This window comes from Cohnella thermotolerans DSM 17683 (assembly GCF_000429825.1).
GTDB classification, from domain to species: Bacteria; Bacillota; Bacilli; order Paenibacillales; family Paenibacillaceae; genus Cohnella; species Cohnella thermotolerans.
This window is the reverse complement of record NZ_AUCP01000090.1, coordinates 1-16712: the sequence shown is the minus strand read 5'-3', so window position 1 is coordinate 16712 and position 16712 is coordinate 1. Positions and strand designations below refer to the sequence as shown.

Genomic DNA, 16712 nt, shown 5'->3' with positions numbered 1-16712 from the left:
AGAAAGGTCCTGTGCTTTCCATCGCGGCGTGAGTGCATCCTTTGACCTTGATCCAATCAACGAGCAGGATTAAATCATCGGTCATGGTACCAAACGTTCGGATTTCTTTACCTTCCGGAGTGATAGTACAGGCAACGATGTTCTTTTTGTGAACGTCAAGCCCGCAAACATGGCTGTAGACGACGTCCATTTGTAGAACTCTCCTTACGGCATGCAAGATTGAAGGGCTGGTGCAACAACCACCGAATGGTTATTCTATCTTGCGTGCTTCCAAAACGGAGCAACAATCTGTAGTGCACCTGGTCGTTGGGGTCTGTCTAAGACTCGGGCTCGAAGCACCATTGACTGCCGACCTCCCTTCGCCAGCCGTAAGTAAATTATATCGCTCCAATACATTTTCATCATCTGATAGTGCCGCGCAAGCGGCATGGGGGTCTAATACTTAAATCAAAAAGATTACTATAGGGTAAAGAAGTACAATCGAAGCTTGAATTCTTTTATTTTATATCAAGCGAAGCCGTTTAACTCATAGGATTGTGGTTTAAAGAGATGTATTTTGAGAACCTCGATCGTTATGATTGCGATTGAGCCATTTGGAATAGCTTGAGCGCGGGAGCTTTGCGACGGAGTTTTTTAGCATGATGATCATGCCGATTTTACACGTAACAAAATTCGTCAGTTTACGGAAGCTCCAAAGATGTGTTAGTAATAATAGTACGGTTTAAATGCTGCAGGGTACCGAAAGGATGAAAAGCTTTGAAGCTGATGTTGATCGAGGATGAACCCGAATCTCTAAGCGGTATGCGTACGGCAGTTGAAACCATCCAAGATTACCGATTTATCGTACTCACCTCCAATCATGGCGAAGAAGCTCTCCGGATCATAGAAGACGAAAGGCCCGACTTAATTGTGACCGATATCGGCCTTCCCGGAATGACGGGGCTCGATCTCGCCGAGAGCGTCATCGGTTCCGGATACCATCCTGAGATCATTATCGTAAGCGGATACAATGATTTCGAATATGCCCGCCGCGGCATTCGCATCGGTGCGATCGACTATCTGCTGAAGCCGTATCGAACGGAAGACTTTATTGACAAAATCCGTAAGGCGCTGGGCCGCATCGAAGAAGAGAAATTGAAGAAATTGCAACTGAAAAACCAGGAGACGTTCGCCCAAATCGGAACCCGTTCGATGCGGGACGAATACTTGGTCGATTTATGCCTTAAGCCCACCATGCTCGAGGAACATCTCTACCACCGGCTATTGCTGTGGAAGCTGGAGTGGCTGGCGAATCAATCCTATACCCTTCTGGTTTTGGATACGAAGGGTTATCCCGACGGCAAACCTCCGGGGACCGCGTACTCGCTGCAGACTTTTGCCATCGGCAATATCGTGCAGGAGACGATCGAGCCGATCACGCCTTCTATTCTGTTCAAGGATCCGAAGCACCGGTGGGTTCTCATTGCCGGCATCCCCGATACGCAATCGCTGTGCGGCGAGCTGGCCCGGCAGGTGGCGCGTTATCATAAAATCGACGTAGCGATCGGCGCCAGCGCCCGAAAGGCGAAATTCGAGCAAATTCACGAGGCTTATATGGAAGCGCTTGCGGCATTTCGTATCGATTCCCTATCGGAAGAAAGCGTTCCGGTCCGCGAAGAAAACCGCGAATCCGAATTATGGTCGTCGGAGCTTATGTTCGAATGGATCAGAGACCATAATCAAGAGATGATCGTTCAGGGCGTTCACTCGTTCCTGCTCGACGTATTGCGCCGCGATTCCACCGAGAGCCGGGAGGACATTACCCGTAATATTTTAAACTTTATCTCGGAAATCCATCTTTTGCTTAGCAAGTCCTTGTCGAGCGAACTGGAGGAAATTCCCATCCGGGTATGGGAAAATATTGACGCTTGCCGGACACTGGAGGAATATGAAAGCGTACTCAGCTGTTATTTGTCGGACTTATCCCGGAAGAACGCCGCTCCGCGAATGAACGCCATTATCGAACGGGCCATCTGCATGATCGAAGAAAAATTCGCCGACGAGAACCTGACCTTATCGACGCTGGCGGAGGAGTTGTCCATCCATCCCGTCTGGCTCAGCCAATCCTTCAAGAAAGAAACCGGCAAAACGTACATGGACTATTTGACGGATACCCGCATCGACCGGGCGAAGCAGCTGCTGCGGAATTCCAATCTGAAAATTTATGAGATCGCCGAAGCCGTCGGCTACCGGGACTTGCAGTACTTCGGGCACTTGTTCAAAAAGCGCACAGGCCAAACTCCGAAGGAGTATCGATACGGAAAATGATCAGACGCCTCTTCGAAAACAAGAACATGTTGTTCTACAAAATGTTCGCTCTTGTATCCTTATCCGTGTTCATCCCGGTCGCCCTTGTCGGTTTGCTCTCTTACGAGAAATCCAAAACACAGCTCTCTACCGTTACGACGCAGTTTCTGGAAGACAACCTGCAGTTGAACGCCCGCCAGATCAACACGTTTCTTGGCAATGTGGAGAAAGAATCCGACAAGATGGTCGCTTCGCGGGATTTGCAGGTTCTGCTCGGGGCCAGGCCTCCGGCCAACCCGCAGGAAGAATATGAATTCATTAACCGGATGATCGAAATCATCTCGCACGAGAAAGGCTTTAACGAGCTTTATGTTTTCCCGAAGGACATCGAGAAATATCCCCGTTACCGCCAGTTGATCCGTTTAACGAAGATCGATCCCACCCCGTCTTTCTTCAAGCAGGTGTTCGATCTTCAGAATCGCGGGATGTGGTATCACGTATGGGACTCCAGCCTGCAACAGCCGATCTTCATTTACGTGCGGGCGATTCGGTCGTCTTACTATTATGAACCTCTTGGTGTGGTGGCGATCCAGATTCCAAACAACGCCGTTCGTGAGATGCTGTCTCCGCCGTCGTCCTTTAAGAATTACATGTTCTATATGGTGGACAGCGGCGGCAACGTCATATCCAAACCGGCCGCCCCCGGATTTAACGAGTCGTTGATGTCCGACAAGGATTGGTCCAAAGCGGAAACGGAGCTGAGCGTGGAAGGCTGGAAACTGGTGGCGGCAGTTCCGAAAAAGGATTTGACCGGGACGATCTCGCAAATCAAAAATTTCACGTTCTTGATCGTCATCGGCAGCCTTATGGTGATCACCGTGCTGCTGCTCGTCATTGTCAGAAGCTTCACCATCCCGATCAAAAAGCTCGTCAACCATATGAACCGGGTACGGATGGGGATGCTGCAGCCTTTTGTGTTCCACCAACATCACAAGGACGAAGTCGGCCAGCTCATCCGCGGGTACAATCAGATGATCGAAGGCATGAACGACCTGCTCGAAACGACAAGGAGCATGGAGGCGGATAAACGCAGGCTGGAACTGCAGACGTTGACCCACCAGATCAATCCTCATTTTTTCTACAACACGCTGGATGCCATTAAATGGAAGTCCGAGAAAGCGAATGTTCCCGATATCGCCTCCATGGTCATGAAGCTCGCCAATCTGCTGCGGTTTAGCCTCAATAACGGGGAGGAATGGACGACCGTAGAGAGGGAAGTCGAGCATGCCCGGCTTTATTTGGAAATTGAACAACTTCGAAGCCAGCGGTCGTTTCAAACGTTTTTCCAGGTAGACCCCGGCATTCTGAAATTGAAAATGATCAAGCTTGTGCTGCAGCCTCTGGTGGAGAACGCGGTCAAGCACGGGGTAAACCGTTTGCCGGAAGGTACGGGTAAAATCAGGCTTACAGCGAAGCGGCGGGAACAGGATCTGGTGTTTGTTATCGAAGACAACGGACCGGGGCTGCAGAGAGATTCGCCGTTGAAGCCGGAGCGGGAAAACAAAGGTCAACAACACGGCATCGGACTTCGCAATGTGAACAAACGTTTGCAACTTCATTTCGGCAGCGCGTACGGGGTCAGGATGGATGAGGGGCGCACCTCCGGCTTTCGGGTCACCGTGAGCGTTCCCGTCACGAATGAACACGGTTCGGATTAATTCCCCTGCCATTAGGCGGGGTTTTCTGTTGCGAATGGAACCTAACTCCAAAAATGATTCACTAAAAATACAGGGGGAAACTTTAAATCCCCCCTGTTAAATCTTCAGCAGCCCGCCGGTATCATGAGGGTATACCGAAGACAAGGGGGGCTGATCAATGGCGGTAAAATACGCATACAACACGCTGGTGTATGCCGGAGAAGATATCGAGCGGGGGATACGCAGACTTGCCGGGTTCGGTTACGACGGCGTCGAGTTTGTCGGGGAGCCGGAACGGATGGATGCCGGAAGGATCAGAGAGCTATTGGACGAGAACGGGATCGCGGCATCTTCCATCTGCGCGATTTACACTCCGGAACGCGACTTGGTCTCCAGCAATCCCGAGGTTCGCAAAAACGCGGTCAAGTACCTGAAAAGCTGCGTGGACTTCGCCAGCAAAATCGGGGCTCAGGGCATTTCCGTGACGCCTACGGCCAATATGAAAATCCATGCCGAAGCGGACGCCGCGACGGAATGGAAGTGGGCGATCGAAAGTCTTCGCGAAGCGGGCAGCTATGCGGGCGAGCATGGCATTCGCCTCGCCGTCGAAGCATGGAACCGCTATGAGAATTATTTGATCAACCGTTTGGAACAATCGCTGGCTCTAGTGACCGACGTCGGGTTGCCGAACGTCGGCTGCATGGGCGACACGTACCACATGAACATCGAAGAGGTCAGCATCGCGGATGCGTTCCGTTCGGTCGGAGACAAGCTGTTCTACGTGCACTTCGCCGACAGCAACCGGGCGGCGCCGGGACGGGGACATATCGATTTCAAGCCGATCGCGCAAGCCCTTACGGAAATCGGCTACAGCGGTTACATCTCCATGGAACTGCTTCCGCCCTTCGCCGATCCGTTCGGCGGCGTACGCATGGAAGAGTTTTACGATCAATACAGCAAAGAGTCGATTGAATATTTGAAAGCTTTGTTCGCATCCATCTGAGGGGAGGCACAAGAAATTGAAAACAATGTTGGCAGCCGTTCTGCATAAGCCGGGAGACATGCGTCTCGAGCAAATTCCGGTCCCCGAGATCGGCGGACACGAAGTGCTGATCGCCGTAAAGCGGGTCGGCATTTGCGGTACCGATCCCCACATTTTCCGCGGAACGTTCCCGGTTCCTTATCCTCTTGTGCAAGGGCACGAGTTCTCCGGAGAAGTCGTCGCGATAGGCCATGCGGTAACGACGGTGAAGATCGGCGACCGCGTGACCGCGGACATCAACATGAGCTGCGGCAAATGCTTCTATTGCCGCATGGGACAGAAGCTGTTCTGCGAGAGCATCAACCAGATCGGCGTGCATACGGACGGAGCCTTTGCCCAATATATGAAGGCCCCCGAGGCCAATATTTATAAAATCCCGGAAGAGATGACCTGGGAGGAAGCCGCTTATATCGAGCCGTTGGCCTGCGCGATCCGCGGCCAGGACCGGGCGAACATCACAATGGGGAGCACGGTCGCCATTATCGGCGCCGGCCCCATGGGACTCGTTCACGCGCAGCTCTCGAAGATGAACGGCGCCGGCAAGGTGATCATCAGCGAAATGAACGCCGTCCGCTTGGCGAAGGCGCGCGAGCTTGGCGTGGACCATGTCATCAACGCCGCGGAGGAGGACCCGGTTCAGGCGGTTCGAGACTTGACGGAAGGAAGGGGAGCCGATTTCGTTATTGAAGCGGTCGGTGCGATTCCGACTTACAACCAAGCTTTCCAGATGGTCCGCAAGGGCGGCACGCTCGTTACGTACGGAGCTGCGCCTGCGACGGCCACGATGGAGATCAAGCCTTTCGAAATCTACAGCAAAGAGCTGACCATTGTGGGATCTTATGCGGGGACTTACGACACTTGGGTGAAGGCGCTCGCCCTTGTTTCCGGCAAACGGTTTAAACCCGCAGACATCATTACCAAGACGATTCCGCTTACGCAAGTGGTCGAAGGGTTGCATGAGGCGATGAGCAACAAGAATACGATCAAAATTATGGTCGATTCCACGCAAGTCTGATTTTTTTCAAGGGGGGACACAACATCATGAACAGAAACAAAGGGATAAAAACCTCATTTATTCTTCTGCTCGTTTGCCTGTTCGTCTTAAGCGCATGCTCATCCAAATCGGATCAAGGTTCGGCTTCATCCGCAGCGTCTTCCGGTTCGGCATCGCAAAGCGCGAGTTCGGCTTCCGGCGCGAACGTGACGCTCAACGGCGTCTTCCTTGGCGCAACGTGGGGCCAGGCTACGCAAGAATTGGCCAAGGAATACGAGAAAGAAACCGGCGTGAAAGTGAATATCGAGCTGGTCGGCCGCGACGTCATGTACCAGAAGCTTGCGCTCGCCATCGCGGGCCAAGCCAATTACGACCTGTTCAACGTCGACTACAACTGGATTCCGGAATTCGCTTCCACCAACAGCCTGCTTCCGCTTGACGACCTGATCAAGAAGTACAACGTGGATACGTCGGCTTACCTGCCGCGCGCCCTCGCGCTGACGCAGTGGAACGGCAAGAACGGTTCCTTCGGCGAAGGCGGAACGATTTACGGCCTGCCGCAGACGATTCACCCGCACCTGCTGTGGTACCGCGCCGATCTATTTAACGACCCGAAAAACAAAGCCGATTTCAAAGCGAAGTACGGCTACGATCTGGCGCCGCCGAAAACGATGGCCCAGTTCAAGGACGCCGCGGAATTTTTCAACGGCAAGGTCGTGGACGGCCAGAAAATTTACGGCTGGGCCGCGCAAGCGTCGAAAGGCTTCGGCAACGTTCATACGTGGCTAAGCTTCCTGTACTCCAACGGCGCGGACGTGATCGATTGGAACACGATGAAGTCGTCCCTGTCCACTCCGCAAGCGATCGAAGCGACGAAAACCTGGGTCGATCTGCTGAAGTACTCGCCTCCGGGCATCAACGACTACACCTTTGCGGAAGTCGCATCCGACGCCGCTCAAGGAAAGCTTGCCATGGCGATTCACTGGTCCTGGTCCGCGTTCGAAGTCGACGATCCGAAGACGTCGAAGACGGTGGGCAAGTGGGAGTTCGTGCAACTCCCGGCGATGAAGGAATCCGTTCCCCATCTGGCCGGCTGGTCCATCGTCATTCCGAAGACGTCCAAGAACGCCGAGGAAGCCTTTAAATTCATGACCTGGCTGGAAAACAAACAGAACGATGTGAAGCAGGCTCTCATGGGCGGCGGCGATCCGGTGCGCACCGAATCCTACAGCGACCCGGCTCTGACAGGCGCCAAAATCGACGGCACCGACGTTCAGCGCTTCCGCCGCTACACCGCGCTCTCCGAAGCGATGAAGACGACCAAAGCCCGTCCTTTCTTCCCGCAGGAAGAAAAATGGGAAACGACCGTGTCGGAATATTTGAGCGCGGCTCAGTTCGGCAAAATGTCCGTAGAGGAAGCATTGGCGAAAGCCGACGAAGCCGTCAATAAAATGTTGAAATAACCGTGCGGCCGATTGGCAAGCATGAGGTTCGGAAGGGGGGGCCTCTCCCCCCTCTCGAACGTTTCCTGCAGGAGGGATGATGATGAAGAAACTCAGACTGGCCCGAACCGGCCCCTACCTGGTTATGGCTCCGGGAATGATCCTCCTGTTGCTGTTTTCGATTTATCCGGTTCTCTTTTTGCTGAAGATCAGCTTTCAAGAGTACAGCCCGATCAGCATCCGGAACCCATTCGTCGGATTCGCCAACTACACGAACTTGTTTCAGGATCATAACTTCTGGAACGCGCTTAAAGTTACCGCTATTTTTGTCGTCAGTACGGTCGCGCTTGAATTCGCCATCGGACTTGCGCTGGCGATCATTCTGAACCGTCTCCCGATCGGTCAGCGCTTGTTCCAATCGATCGTCCTGCTGCCGATCGCCATGGCGCCGACGGTCGTAGGCTTGATGTTCCGCTTCATGATGAACGAACAATACGGAGTTTTGAACTACTTCATGGAGCTGCTGGGCTTCTCCCGCCAGGCTTGGCTCTCCGATCTCCACCTGGCGCTGCCCGCGTTGATTATTACGGACATATGGCAATGGACGCCGTTCATGATGATTATCCTGCTCGCAGGCTTGAAAGGCATTCCGGACGAGCCTTACGAAGCGGCGAGCATCGACGGGGCGTCCCCGTGGCAAATGTTCCGTTACGTCACCATCCCGCAGCTGTCGCGCATCATCTCGATTGCCTTGCTGTTGCGTACGATCGATGCTTTCCGGATTTATGACACCATTTACATGATGACCAAGGGCGGCCCGATTAACGTAACGTCCACCTTGAGCTGGATCGTCTACGATCAGGGCTTCAAGTTCCTGGAATTCGGCTACGGCGCGGCAATCTGCGTGGTCATGCTCATTATCGTCGTCTCCTTTATTTCGCTTATTATGAAGAGAATGAATTTGTTTGAAGCGGAGGGCAGCCGATGAGACACCACCGAAGCAAGAGCGGACTTACCCTCCAATACGCGATCGTGATTATCGCCATGCTCTGCTTTGTTTTTCCCATTGTATGGATGATTCTGACTTCCCTGAAAAATGAAAATGACGCTTTCACCGCGGTGCCCAAATGGCTGTTCGCCGTCACCTGGGACAACTACCGAACGGTGCTCGTTGAACGGGAATTCGCGAGATTCCTGCTGAACAGTTTCCTCGTATCCGCTATATCCACGGTTGCTTCCGTCATTCTCGGATGCGGAATCGCTTATCCGTTCGCCCGGTACAACCTGAAGGGCGGCAAAAACGTCCTGACCTGGATTCTGACGCTGCGGATCGTTCCGCCCATCGTGTCGATTCTGCCCATCTATCTGGTGTTCTCCAAAATAGGCTTGCTGGACTCCTATATTGCGTTGGTGCTGATGTACACGTTTATGAACCTGCCGCTTGCGACCTGGCTTTTGTACGGATTTTTCAAAGACGTGCCCGGAGAGATCGAGGAGTCGGCTCTCGTGGACGGCAACACCCGGTTTACGGCATTCTTCCGCGTCATCTTCCCGATCATCGGGCCGGGACTGGTGTCGGCCGGATTGCTCAGCTTTATCTTCGCCTGGAATGAATTCCTGTTCGCGAATATCTTATCCGGTCCGCACGTTCGCACGGCCCCGGTAGGGTTGAACGAATATGCGACGCCCGTCAGCGTGCTCTGGGGGCAAATCGCGGCGGCCGGCACGATGATCATCATTCCGATCGCGATCATTACGCTGATTCTTCAGCGCAAGATGGTCAGCGGATTGACGATGGGCGCCGTCAAAGGATAAGGGGGGGAACCATATGTTCAAGTATAGTGCCACGCAATGGATTTACGGTGCCGAGCCTTTGGCGGCCAGCTTCGAGCGTTTGCACAGATTCGGCTATGACGGGATCGAGCTTGCCGGTGAGCCGGAGCAGCTCGACCGGGAGGAAATCAAGCGGCTGATGGAACGTTATGGCCTGATCTGCTCGTCGATCTGCGGCATTTACAAGCCGGAGCGGGATCTCTCCAGCTCCGATCGGGCGGTTCGCGCCAATGCGATCGCTTATGTAAAGTCCTGCGTGGATTTAGCCGTGGATACAGGGGCGGCTGTCGTGATCGCGGTTCCGTCGCCGGTAGGCAAGTCGGCGCCGGGAAGCTCCGCGCACGAAGAGTGGAACCATGCCGCGGCAAGTCTCCGGGAGGCGGGGGAGTATGCGGCGTCCCGGGGCATTCGCCTCGCCATCGAAGCGCTTAACCGGTTCGAGACCTACCTGGTCAATAAGCTCGAGGTGGCCAAAAAGCTTGTCGAAGAGGTGAGCGTAAGCAGCGTCGGGATCATGGCGGATTTGTTCCATATGAACATAGAAGAGAGAAATCCTTGCCAGGCGATCCGGAACATCGCCGACCACCTTGTTCACGTTCATATTGCGGACAATACACGGGAAGCGGCGGGTCTCGGCATCACCGATTTCGAATCCGTGCTGCGCACGTTGCTCGAAGTCGGTTATAAAGGGCCGCTGACGATGGAATTTCTGCCCCCGGTCTCCAATCCTTACGCTGCGGCCTCTATGAAAGCGGAAGACCGGACGATTTTCGACGAATTCACGCGGCAATCGATCGATCATATGAAGGCGTTGGAAAGAAAGATTGCTCTAGGATAAAAAGAACGACGGCGGAGCGGGCATGCTGCAGGCGCTCGGATTGCGGCTGCTCCCCGCGGCTGCGTTCCTCTTCCGTCGGTTCTTCCTCGAGGGAATTGTGTTAAGTTGCTACAGGAAAAGAACTCTTATTCGATGCTTCTGCCCTTCCATCAACCTCCTAATGAAACTGATATACGATTCATATATCATTTGATATGGAGAACAGCGCAACTGCGGTTGCCGCTTTTCTTCATAACCTTTTTTTTATTTTTGGGGTCGTTGCTGACGGCCCTCTTTTTTATGCTTGCATATTTTGCGGTCCCGCTTGTCATACTAAGCTGAAAAGTTCAACGAAAACAGGCGGGGGCGAAAAGCGTGAATGTTCAACGAGCGGCGGAAATTGCGGCTTCTCCGGTCATGGCGAATGTGACCTTTGACGGCGATCGGGTTTATATCCAGCATGTGGACGAGGCTACCGCAACCGCCCGCATTTATCCGCTCGATCAGCCGGAACGGGAGCAAAGCGTGCCGGTCAGCCAACTAAACGAGCATTGAAATCGCAAACCCCGAGCGCGCGCAAGGCGTACTCGGGGCTTTTTTGTCGATGCGTCGTTACTTCTTCTCTTCTTGGGGATGGACTTCGAACGCCGTCTGAATGCCGTCGATGATGTCCCGAACGGCGTCGCTGACCATATCCGTCGGCGTAATGTTTTCATGCCCGGCGGGCGTAGGGGAAGATGCTTCCGTGTACGATTCGACGTCTCCGTCTTTTCGGATCATTTCATTCGCTCCTTCTTCCGTCGTTCCCGTTATTATCGGTCGGAAGAAGAAAACTATTCCTAGAACAACAAATCTCAGTGCAAGCCGCCCCTATTCGCCGTCGCGGAACGCAAGCCCCAATCCCCGCTCGGCCACGTCGCGGATGAGCATATAGACGTCGCCGTTGGTCAAGTGCGACGGATCGCCGATTGTGTCCAGCGTCTCCTTCGTCACCCAGCCCCGGCTGACCAGATCGGCCAGCGCGTCGTCTTGCGAAGGGCCGGCGCCGCCGACGGCCCGGAGCAGAAGCGAAGCCGCTTCGCCGAGCGACAGCGGAAGCTTCGCCGGCTCGGAGATGCCGTTCAGCAGGCGCGAGAAGTCGCCCTTGAATTTGTCCGGATGCAGATCCCGAACCTGGCGGACGTTGTTGACGAAGCGCTGGACGTTCGTTGGGCCGTCCAAATTCCAGCCGTCGTTGCTGTGGCCTCCGGATGTCAGGTACATGCCGGCCGCGACGAGCAGCCCTTTGTACTGCTTATGCAGCATGTAGGCGGGCGTTTTGATGTGATAAGGCGTCAAGTCCATCCCTTGCTTGACGAGCATTTGCCTTAACTCGGCGATTCCCTCGGTCGACTGCGACAGCGCGGCGAAGCTGATGCCGCGTTCGATCGCCAGCTTGGCCGCGGCGCCCGCGGCTTCGCCCGTCGCCATGCCGAGGGGGACGACCCGCGCGCTGCCGTGCGGCACCGTATCGAAGCTGGCGGAGCGCCCGACGACCAGGAGGCCGTCCGTCACAGCGGGAACGAGGCAGCGGAACGGAACGCCGTACTGCTTCGGGCTCATCAGAATCGTCCCCGCCGCTCCTCCGCTCGTGCTTTGAATGTCGACGGCATACGAACCGTAAGCGATATCGTCCCAATGGGTGCGATTTTCCATCACGTCCGCAAGCGACAGCCGATACTCCCCGTCCAAGTGGCGGGATTCGCGCGTATAAAGCTCGGCGGCCGTTCCCGCGTATTCCAAATCCTTGAATTCGGGGAATCGGGTCTTCAGAAACGCTGCAATGCGAGGCGCTTCGCGCTTCCCGACCGCCAGCCCTTCGCGCACCGATGCCGGATCGGTCGGATCGACGCCGAACAGCTGCATGGCGTTGATCAAGATGGTGCCGTCGTTCTGGCGGCCGATATTCAGCCCGCGGAGCCTGACCTTGCCCGGATCGCTGGGCTTGTATTCGGCGGCTTCCTTGTACCCCCAAATGCTCATCCGATCGATGCCCGTGTCCGCGTGCTTGCCCATCGTCTCCCAGACGGCCTGCGTGACGCCGCTCATTTTGAAAATCAGCGTGGAGGCCATGAGGCTCTTCTTGTCCCCGATGTCTTCCCTTCCGAACGTATAGGAAGCCCCGGCAGCGGCGTAGATGTCCCCGTCCTGCGTGGCGTCGATCACCGCCCGCGAACGGATCGCCGCCTTGCTGCCGTCTTCCTTCGTCAGTTCCATTCCCGTCACGTTGGCGCGTCCACCGGCGCGGGCGACGATGGGCTTCCATTCTTTGACGTTCATCAGCAGATCGATGTTCGGCTCGTCCCGGACCATCTCGTAGAAAGCGTTGGCGGCCGTCGTCGTGTCGAACGCGTTGCCTTCCAGCCGGTCGTACCACTCTTGGAAAATGCCTTTGTTCAAAAATCGCGGCTTGCGAAGCGTGCTGAGAAATTTCGGCTGTTCGGGGGCAAAGTTCAGGTCGAGCACGTTCAGCCCGCCTTCCGTCGTCAATCCCCCCAGCATCGTGCGGTTCCTGCCGTCGGCGAGCAGCACATGCAAGCCGTTGCGCGCGGCCGAGACCGCGGCGGCGATCCCTTCCGGATCGGTGCCGGCGACGATGACGTCGTATTCGTCCGACAGCTTGCGCGCCGATTCGACGATCAGCAGCGGCCGGCTCCCGTGCGGATTGACGAGCCGGTTGCGGTATTGGGCATACCACCAGACGGAGACCGCGGCCCCGAGCAGAAGAAGGAGGGCTAGTACGGCTAAAGCCGTACGGTAGACGAAAGTTTTTCGCATAGAGGGACCGATTCATTCCTTCATATGTAAAATGAGTAGTGCGTGGAACGGCTCGTCGAATCGCGGCGAATTCCGTCCGTAGATGAGACGGTTCAATCGGGCGAGAAGTTCAGAGGCGGGCGGCCGTTCTTCTCAGCTCCTTCGGTCCCGGGGAGGCGGGCTTCCGCTCCCGCCAGAAGCACCGGAGGGCGCGGCCGACGCATGCCAGCGCGAGAACGGTGAACGCCAGCGCCCAGACGAGGGTGGGGATTCCGGTCATTTGCTGAAGGCTGGAAGCGTCTCCCGCATTCGAAGAATCCTGCAGGGCGTACAGGATCAAGGAAAAGGGCCCGATCGCGGACTCCTCCAGCGTAAGGAAGGCGACGAGCATGTAGTAGGCGTTGCGGAGCCAATCTTTCTGGAAATAGACGAGGACATTGAGCGCGATGAAGCCGATCAGCCAGGCGGAGCCGAAGCCGGTGTGCACGTAGAGGAGCAGCATGACGGCGGCGATCAGCGTCATCAGAACGAGACCGGCCTTCTGGCGCCGACGGGCATACAGCTCGAACAGCAAGAGCGCGAACAGAGACGCGCCCGCGTAGCCGGCCATCGCGACGGGCAGGTGGCTCCATCCGCTTGCCAGGCGAGAATAGGTGACGCCGCTATGGTCGGCATGAAGCTCGATGCGGACGACTTGCCCCGAGAGGAGGAGCGTGACCAAGGCATGGCTGAATTCGTGAATCATCGTATCCAGATTGCGGAAGAAGGAAGAGAACGGAATGAGACGGGTCAAGAAAACGGAGACCGCCAAATAGGCGATCGTCAGAAGCCACTTGTTCACCCGGGCACCTCGCAGCGGTTCAGGTTCGGTTCTCTTCTATTTTGGCACAGAGCGGGGGTTTTGTAAAAAAAGACAAAGCCGTTGCGGCGCTTCAATCATCCCGCGGACGATCGCGCCGGTTCCCGCATTGCCATTTTTCGACTGCATCTTCTCGTTCTTTAGCCGCATTGACGGTATGCCGTTCGGACTTTCATAATAGTACCGTATGGCATAAATTTACAGGGAGGAAGAGGGTTCGATGTCCAAACGAGTGCTGATTTTGACGGGAGACGGCGCCGAAGTGCTGGAGGTTTATTATCCGTTGTACCGGGTCAAAGAGGAAGGCTACGAAGCGGTCGTCGCCGCGCCGCGGAAAAAGGTGCTTCACACGGTATGCCACGATTTCGTCGACGGCTGGGATACGTATACGGAGAAGCCGGCGCATCAGCTGGCCGCCGACATCGCTTTCGCGGACGTCGATCCCGCCGAGTACGACGCCCTGATCATTCCCGGCGGACGCGCCCCGGAGTACATCCGCAATGACGCCGACGTTCCGCGCATCGTGCGGCATTTCCTTGAAGCCGACAAGCCGGTCGGAGCGGTCTGCCACGGCGCTCAAGTGTTTCTGGCGCTGGGCGACCGGTCGTTCTTCGAAGGCCGCACGCTGACCGCGTACAACGCCTGCAAGCTGGAAGTGGAGTCGCTCGGAGCCCGGTACGCCGCCGAAACGCTGCATGTCGACGGCAAGCTGGTCAGCGGGCACGCGTGGCCGGATTTGCCCGGATTCATGCGCGAATTCCTGGGTCTCCTTCGCCAACCTTCGAACAGGGAGCTCTCCCCTACGGTATAAATGAAGAAAAAGCGCCGTCCCACAACCGGGAACGGCGCTTTTTTTGGACGATTCAGCGTTTAGGTGCAAGGACGCCGAAAATAACGTGTACGCTTGCGCGAACACTCTGTTTTGCTATTGTTCGTTGCGAGCGGCAAAAGCGTTACCGGACCCGCGCTTTACGAACCCAGTGAACCTTATTTGGTCAAAATAACGTGTTTTGAAATTTTAACGAATTCCAGCGTCGCTATGACCGGCAATCGGCGGCATTTCCTCGATTTTTATCCTCAATAACGCTGCTGGGATTCGTTAGATTAGCCAAAAAGCCATTTCGACGCTTTTAGGAATGATACGATTCGTTAGCAGGTGGCTTTGAATGGCTCGCCGCCCAGGCAATCGTTGATTTTGACCTTTATGATTTCGCTTCGTTCAAATAGTGTTCGATAAACTTGACGGCGTTGTCGGGCTTTTGGGCTTTGGTGCGGACGGCGGCGATAAATTCGGAGCTTCCGTTCACGCCCAGCTCTTTGCCCAGCCCGGTGCCGGACAGGTCGATGCCGTACACCTTCTCGGCCGGATCGTCCTCGGTCTTCGCCTTGCGCGCCGCACCGGATTGCAGCAGCGACTGCACGGACGAACCGGACAGCGAATCGAGCGGAAGGAACGCGCCTTGCGCCGCCAGCTTATCGAAGTTCGCCTTGTCGACGATGAACAGGTCCGACTTGTCTTCCATCAGGACGAGCATACTCTTCTGCAGCAGCGCCATATCCTGCTCGCTCTTCATGTCGGAAGGAACGTAGGTCAGGTTGGCGACAACGCGCTTCCAATCCGGGAACTGCTTCAATATATCGTTCGCGAGCGGCTCCGTGTCGCTGCCGAAACCCTCTCCGTAGAGATAATTGCCGAAAAACATGACCGAGACGTCCGCGGGGGGAAGCTTGGCCAGCCGCTCCTGCTCGGCGCGGTGGTCCGCATAGCTCTTCATTCCGTATCCGATCAAGGCCAGAACGACGATTCCGATCAAGATATGAAACTTGTAATAATGGAAAAAATGATCCCATTTTTGCGCTTTGTCGGCCATTTTCTTGTACTTTCCGTAGACTTGCTGCTCGTATTCCGCTTTGGCCTGCCGCTCCTCGTAATCGCGGATGAACCGGTAAGCCTCGGTGACGGCGTCGAGATCGACCCATCCTTCCGCGGGCGGCTCCGCGCCTTCACGCATTTTCTGGGCGCGCGCCCTTCGCGTCAGCAGGTAGTAACGGTTTTCCAATTCTTCCTTGCTCGCAGTCTCCGGAAGCCCAAGCACGGCGTAAGCTTGTTTCAAATCTTCCATTTGCGTCACCTTCTGTCGTTATCGTCACTCATCAATTAGTATACGTTATAATAGGAAACGGTTCCACTTGCGCCCGACCGCTGCGGTCCGCCGGTTCCGAGGCTAATCGCCGCGACATTCATGAGGGTGCGACCGGGAAAGGAGGAGCGGCCATGGAGCGTCTCGGCCGCGCGCCTGCGACGGCGTGACGCCCTTCACCTGCTTGAACAGCTTCGTGAAATAATTCGGACTGCCGCAGCCGACCCGGTCCGCAATCTCCGTCACGGTCAGGTCGGTGCGCAGCAGCAGACGCTCCGCTTCGTTCATCCGATACGCATTCACGTATTCGATGAAGGTGCGCCCCGTCAGCTTTTTGAACAGCTGGGGCGGCAGTCCGGCACCCGGATCCGAAAAATATTGAAAGGGTATTCATGACCTTGCAAATACGTATAGAGAAGCCGAGCGCTGCAGCGGATATAATCGGGTTGTACTTTGCGAGTTAGCACTAATATAGGGCTTGCTGAACAAGATCAATTTAAGCTGCTCCCAACGCATGAGCCTAGACCGTGATTTTCTTTGCGGTTTTCATGCAAAAAATCGGACGGAACGCAATGAATCTGAAAAAAGAGAAAAAAAGAACCCGCAGTCGCCGTTCCAGGTTCATAACCAGAAACTGGATAGCGATGACAGTTAAACTTGTATGAGCACCGCGGGAGCAAATTCGGCCCAAACCCAACTTGCGTTTGCCTTCGCCGAACTTTCCTTCGATCGCATTGCGCTGTGCAGCGTCTTGCTTCTCTTGCTTTCGATCATCGGCGTCACGTTGTTCTTTGGATGGCCTGCC

16 protein-coding genes and 1 pseudogene are annotated in these 16712 nt (G+C 55.3%); 10 read left to right on the top strand and 7 right to left on the bottom strand.

The window, feature by feature from the left end; all coding sequences use genetic code 11:
• On the bottom strand, positions 1–190 hold a 190-nt coding region (locus G485_RS0115770), incomplete at its 3' end, for an IS110 family transposase (RefSeq protein ID WP_027093336.1).
• 575 nt (positions 191–765) lie between these two features.
• On the opposite strand from G485_RS0115770, the gene G485_RS0115765 reads away from it, so the two are divergent.
• The 9 genes from G485_RS0115765 to G485_RS0115720 all read left to right on the top strand — a co-directional run bounded on the left by G485_RS0115765 (position 766) and on the right by G485_RS0115720 (position 10666).
• Positions 766–2307: a response regulator gene (locus G485_RS0115765; protein ID WP_240489169.1), complete on the top strand. Its 1542-nt coding sequence runs from the start codon at positions 766–768 to the stop codon at positions 2305–2307.
• On the top strand, positions 2304–4004 hold the full coding sequence (locus G485_RS0115760; RefSeq protein WP_027093334.1) for a cache domain-containing sensor histidine kinase: 1701 nt from the start codon (positions 2304–2306) through the stop codon (positions 4002–4004). Before G485_RS0115765 ends, G485_RS0115760 begins: the two co-directional genes overlap by 4 nt.
• 157 nt (positions 4005–4161) lie before the next feature.
• Positions 4162–4986, top strand: a complete 825-nt coding sequence (locus G485_RS0115755; RefSeq protein WP_027093333.1) for a sugar phosphate isomerase/epimerase family protein — start codon at positions 4162–4164, stop codon at positions 4984–4986.
• 25 nt (positions 4987–5011) lie between these two features.
• Entirely contained in the window at positions 5012–6040 is a 1029-nt protein-coding gene (locus G485_RS0115750; protein WP_035156591.1) for a zinc-dependent alcohol dehydrogenase, read from the top strand.
• Positions 6041–6066: 26 nt separating this feature from the next.
• A complete protein-coding gene (locus G485_RS28525; RefSeq protein WP_027093331.1) occupies positions 6067–7482 on the top strand; it encodes an ABC transporter substrate-binding protein in 1416 nt (471 codons plus the stop codon).
• An 82-nt stretch (positions 7483–7564) separates the two neighbouring features.
• Positions 7565–8449 carry a carbohydrate ABC transporter permease gene (locus tag G485_RS0115740; protein ID WP_051318332.1) on the top strand — a complete coding sequence of 295 codons (885 nt, stop codon included), beginning with the start codon at positions 7565–7567 and terminating at the stop codon, positions 8447–8449.
• Positions 8446–9276: a carbohydrate ABC transporter permease gene (locus G485_RS0115735; protein WP_027093329.1), complete on the top strand. Its 831-nt coding sequence runs from the start codon at positions 8446–8448 to the stop codon at positions 9274–9276. Before G485_RS0115740 ends, G485_RS0115735 begins: the two co-directional genes overlap by 4 nt.
• A 13-nt stretch (positions 9277–9289) precedes the next feature.
• Positions 9290–10132, top strand: a complete 843-nt coding sequence (locus tag G485_RS0115730; RefSeq protein WP_027093328.1) for a sugar phosphate isomerase/epimerase family protein — start codon at positions 9290–9292, stop codon at positions 10130–10132.
• Positions 10133–10486: 354 nt separating this feature from the next.
• Positions 10487–10666, top strand: a complete 180-nt coding sequence (locus G485_RS0115720; RefSeq protein ID WP_027093327.1) for a small acid-soluble spore protein H — start codon at positions 10487–10489, stop codon at positions 10664–10666.
• Between the two features lie 57 nt (positions 10667–10723).
• Here the strand turns inward: G485_RS0115720 and G485_RS30000 are convergent, their stop codons facing one another.
• The 3 genes from G485_RS30000 to G485_RS26815 all read right to left on the bottom strand — a co-directional run bounded on the left by G485_RS30000 (position 10724) and on the right by G485_RS26815 (position 13748).
• A complete protein-coding gene (locus G485_RS30000) occupies positions 10724–10891 on the bottom strand; it encodes a hypothetical protein (RefSeq protein ID WP_156922391.1) in 168 nt (55 codons plus the stop codon).
• A 90-nt stretch (positions 10892–10981) separates the two neighbouring features.
• On the bottom strand, positions 10982–12928 hold the full coding sequence (locus G485_RS0115710; RefSeq protein ID WP_027093326.1) for an FAD-dependent oxidoreductase: 1947 nt from the start codon (positions 12926–12928) through the stop codon (positions 10982–10984).
• A 109-nt stretch (positions 12929–13037) separates the two neighbouring features.
• Entirely contained in the window at positions 13038–13748 is a 711-nt protein-coding gene (locus G485_RS26815) for a M50 family metallopeptidase (RefSeq protein ID WP_051318331.1), read from the bottom strand.
• A 238-nt stretch (positions 13749–13986) separates the two neighbouring features.
• On the opposite strand from G485_RS26815, the gene G485_RS0115700 reads away from it, so the two are divergent.
• Positions 13987–14577 (top strand): DJ-1/PfpI family protein, encoded by a 591-nt coding sequence (locus tag G485_RS0115700; protein WP_027093325.1) that lies wholly within the window; start codon positions 13987–13989, stop codon positions 14575–14577.
• A gap of 391 nt (positions 14578–14968) precedes the next feature.
• On the opposite strand, the gene G485_RS0115695 is transcribed toward G485_RS0115700, so the two are convergent.
• The 3 genes and pseudogenes from G485_RS0115695 to G485_RS26810 form a co-directional block, all read right to left on the bottom strand.
• On the bottom strand, positions 14969–15889 hold the full coding sequence (locus G485_RS0115695; protein WP_027093324.1) for a J domain-containing protein: 921 nt from the start codon (positions 15887–15889) through the stop codon (positions 14969–14971).
• Positions 15890–15991: 102 nt separating this feature from the next.
• Positions 15992–16252, bottom strand: a pseudogene (locus G485_RS0115690) (helix-turn-helix transcriptional regulator); the annotation flags it as partial.
• Positions 16253–16427: 175 nt separating this feature from the next.
• The coding region (locus G485_RS26810; protein ID WP_156922390.1) for a transposase at positions 16428–16712 on the bottom strand (285 nt) is incomplete at its 5' end.

Bases quoted from the DNA above. Each gene is read 5' to 3' on its own strand.
- G485_RS0115760 (WP_027093334.1), top strand. From the start codon at position 2,304: ATGATCAGACGCCTCTTCGAAAACAAGAACATGTTGTTCTACAAAATG.
- G485_RS0115730 (WP_027093328.1), top strand. From the start codon at position 9,290: ATGTTCAAGTATAGTGCCACGCAATGGATTTACGGTGCCGAGCCTTTG.
- G485_RS0115700 (WP_027093325.1), top strand. From the start codon at position 13,987: ATGTCCAAACGAGTGCTGATTTTGACGGGAGACGGCGCCGAAGTGCTG.
- G485_RS0115740 (WP_051318332.1), top strand. From the start codon at position 7,565: ATGAAGAAACTCAGACTGGCCCGAACCGGCCCCTACCTGGTTATGGCT.
- G485_RS0115710 (WP_027093326.1), bottom strand. From the start codon at position 12,928: ATGCGAAAAACTTTCGTCTACCGTACGGCTTTAGCCGTACTAGCCCTC.
- G485_RS0115765 (WP_240489169.1), top strand. From the start codon at position 766: ATGTTGATCGAGGATGAACCCGAATCTCTAAGCGGTATGCGTACGGCA.
- G485_RS28525 (WP_027093331.1), top strand. From the start codon at position 6,067: ATGAACAGAAACAAAGGGATAAAAACCTCATTTATTCTTCTGCTCGTT.
- G485_RS0115755 (WP_027093333.1), top strand. From the start codon at position 4,162: ATGGCGGTAAAATACGCATACAACACGCTGGTGTATGCCGGAGAAGAT.
- G485_RS0115750 (WP_035156591.1), top strand. From the start codon at position 5,012: ATGTTGGCAGCCGTTCTGCATAAGCCGGGAGACATGCGTCTCGAGCAA.
- G485_RS30000 (WP_156922391.1), bottom strand. From the start codon at position 10,891: ATGATCCGAAAAGACGGAGACGTCGAATCGTACACGGAAGCATCTTCC.
- G485_RS0115735 (WP_027093329.1), top strand. From the start codon at position 8,446: ATGAGACACCACCGAAGCAAGAGCGGACTTACCCTCCAATACGCGATC.
- G485_RS0115695 (WP_027093324.1), bottom strand. From the start codon at position 15,889: ATGGAAGATTTGAAACAAGCTTACGCCGTGCTTGGGCTTCCGGAGACT.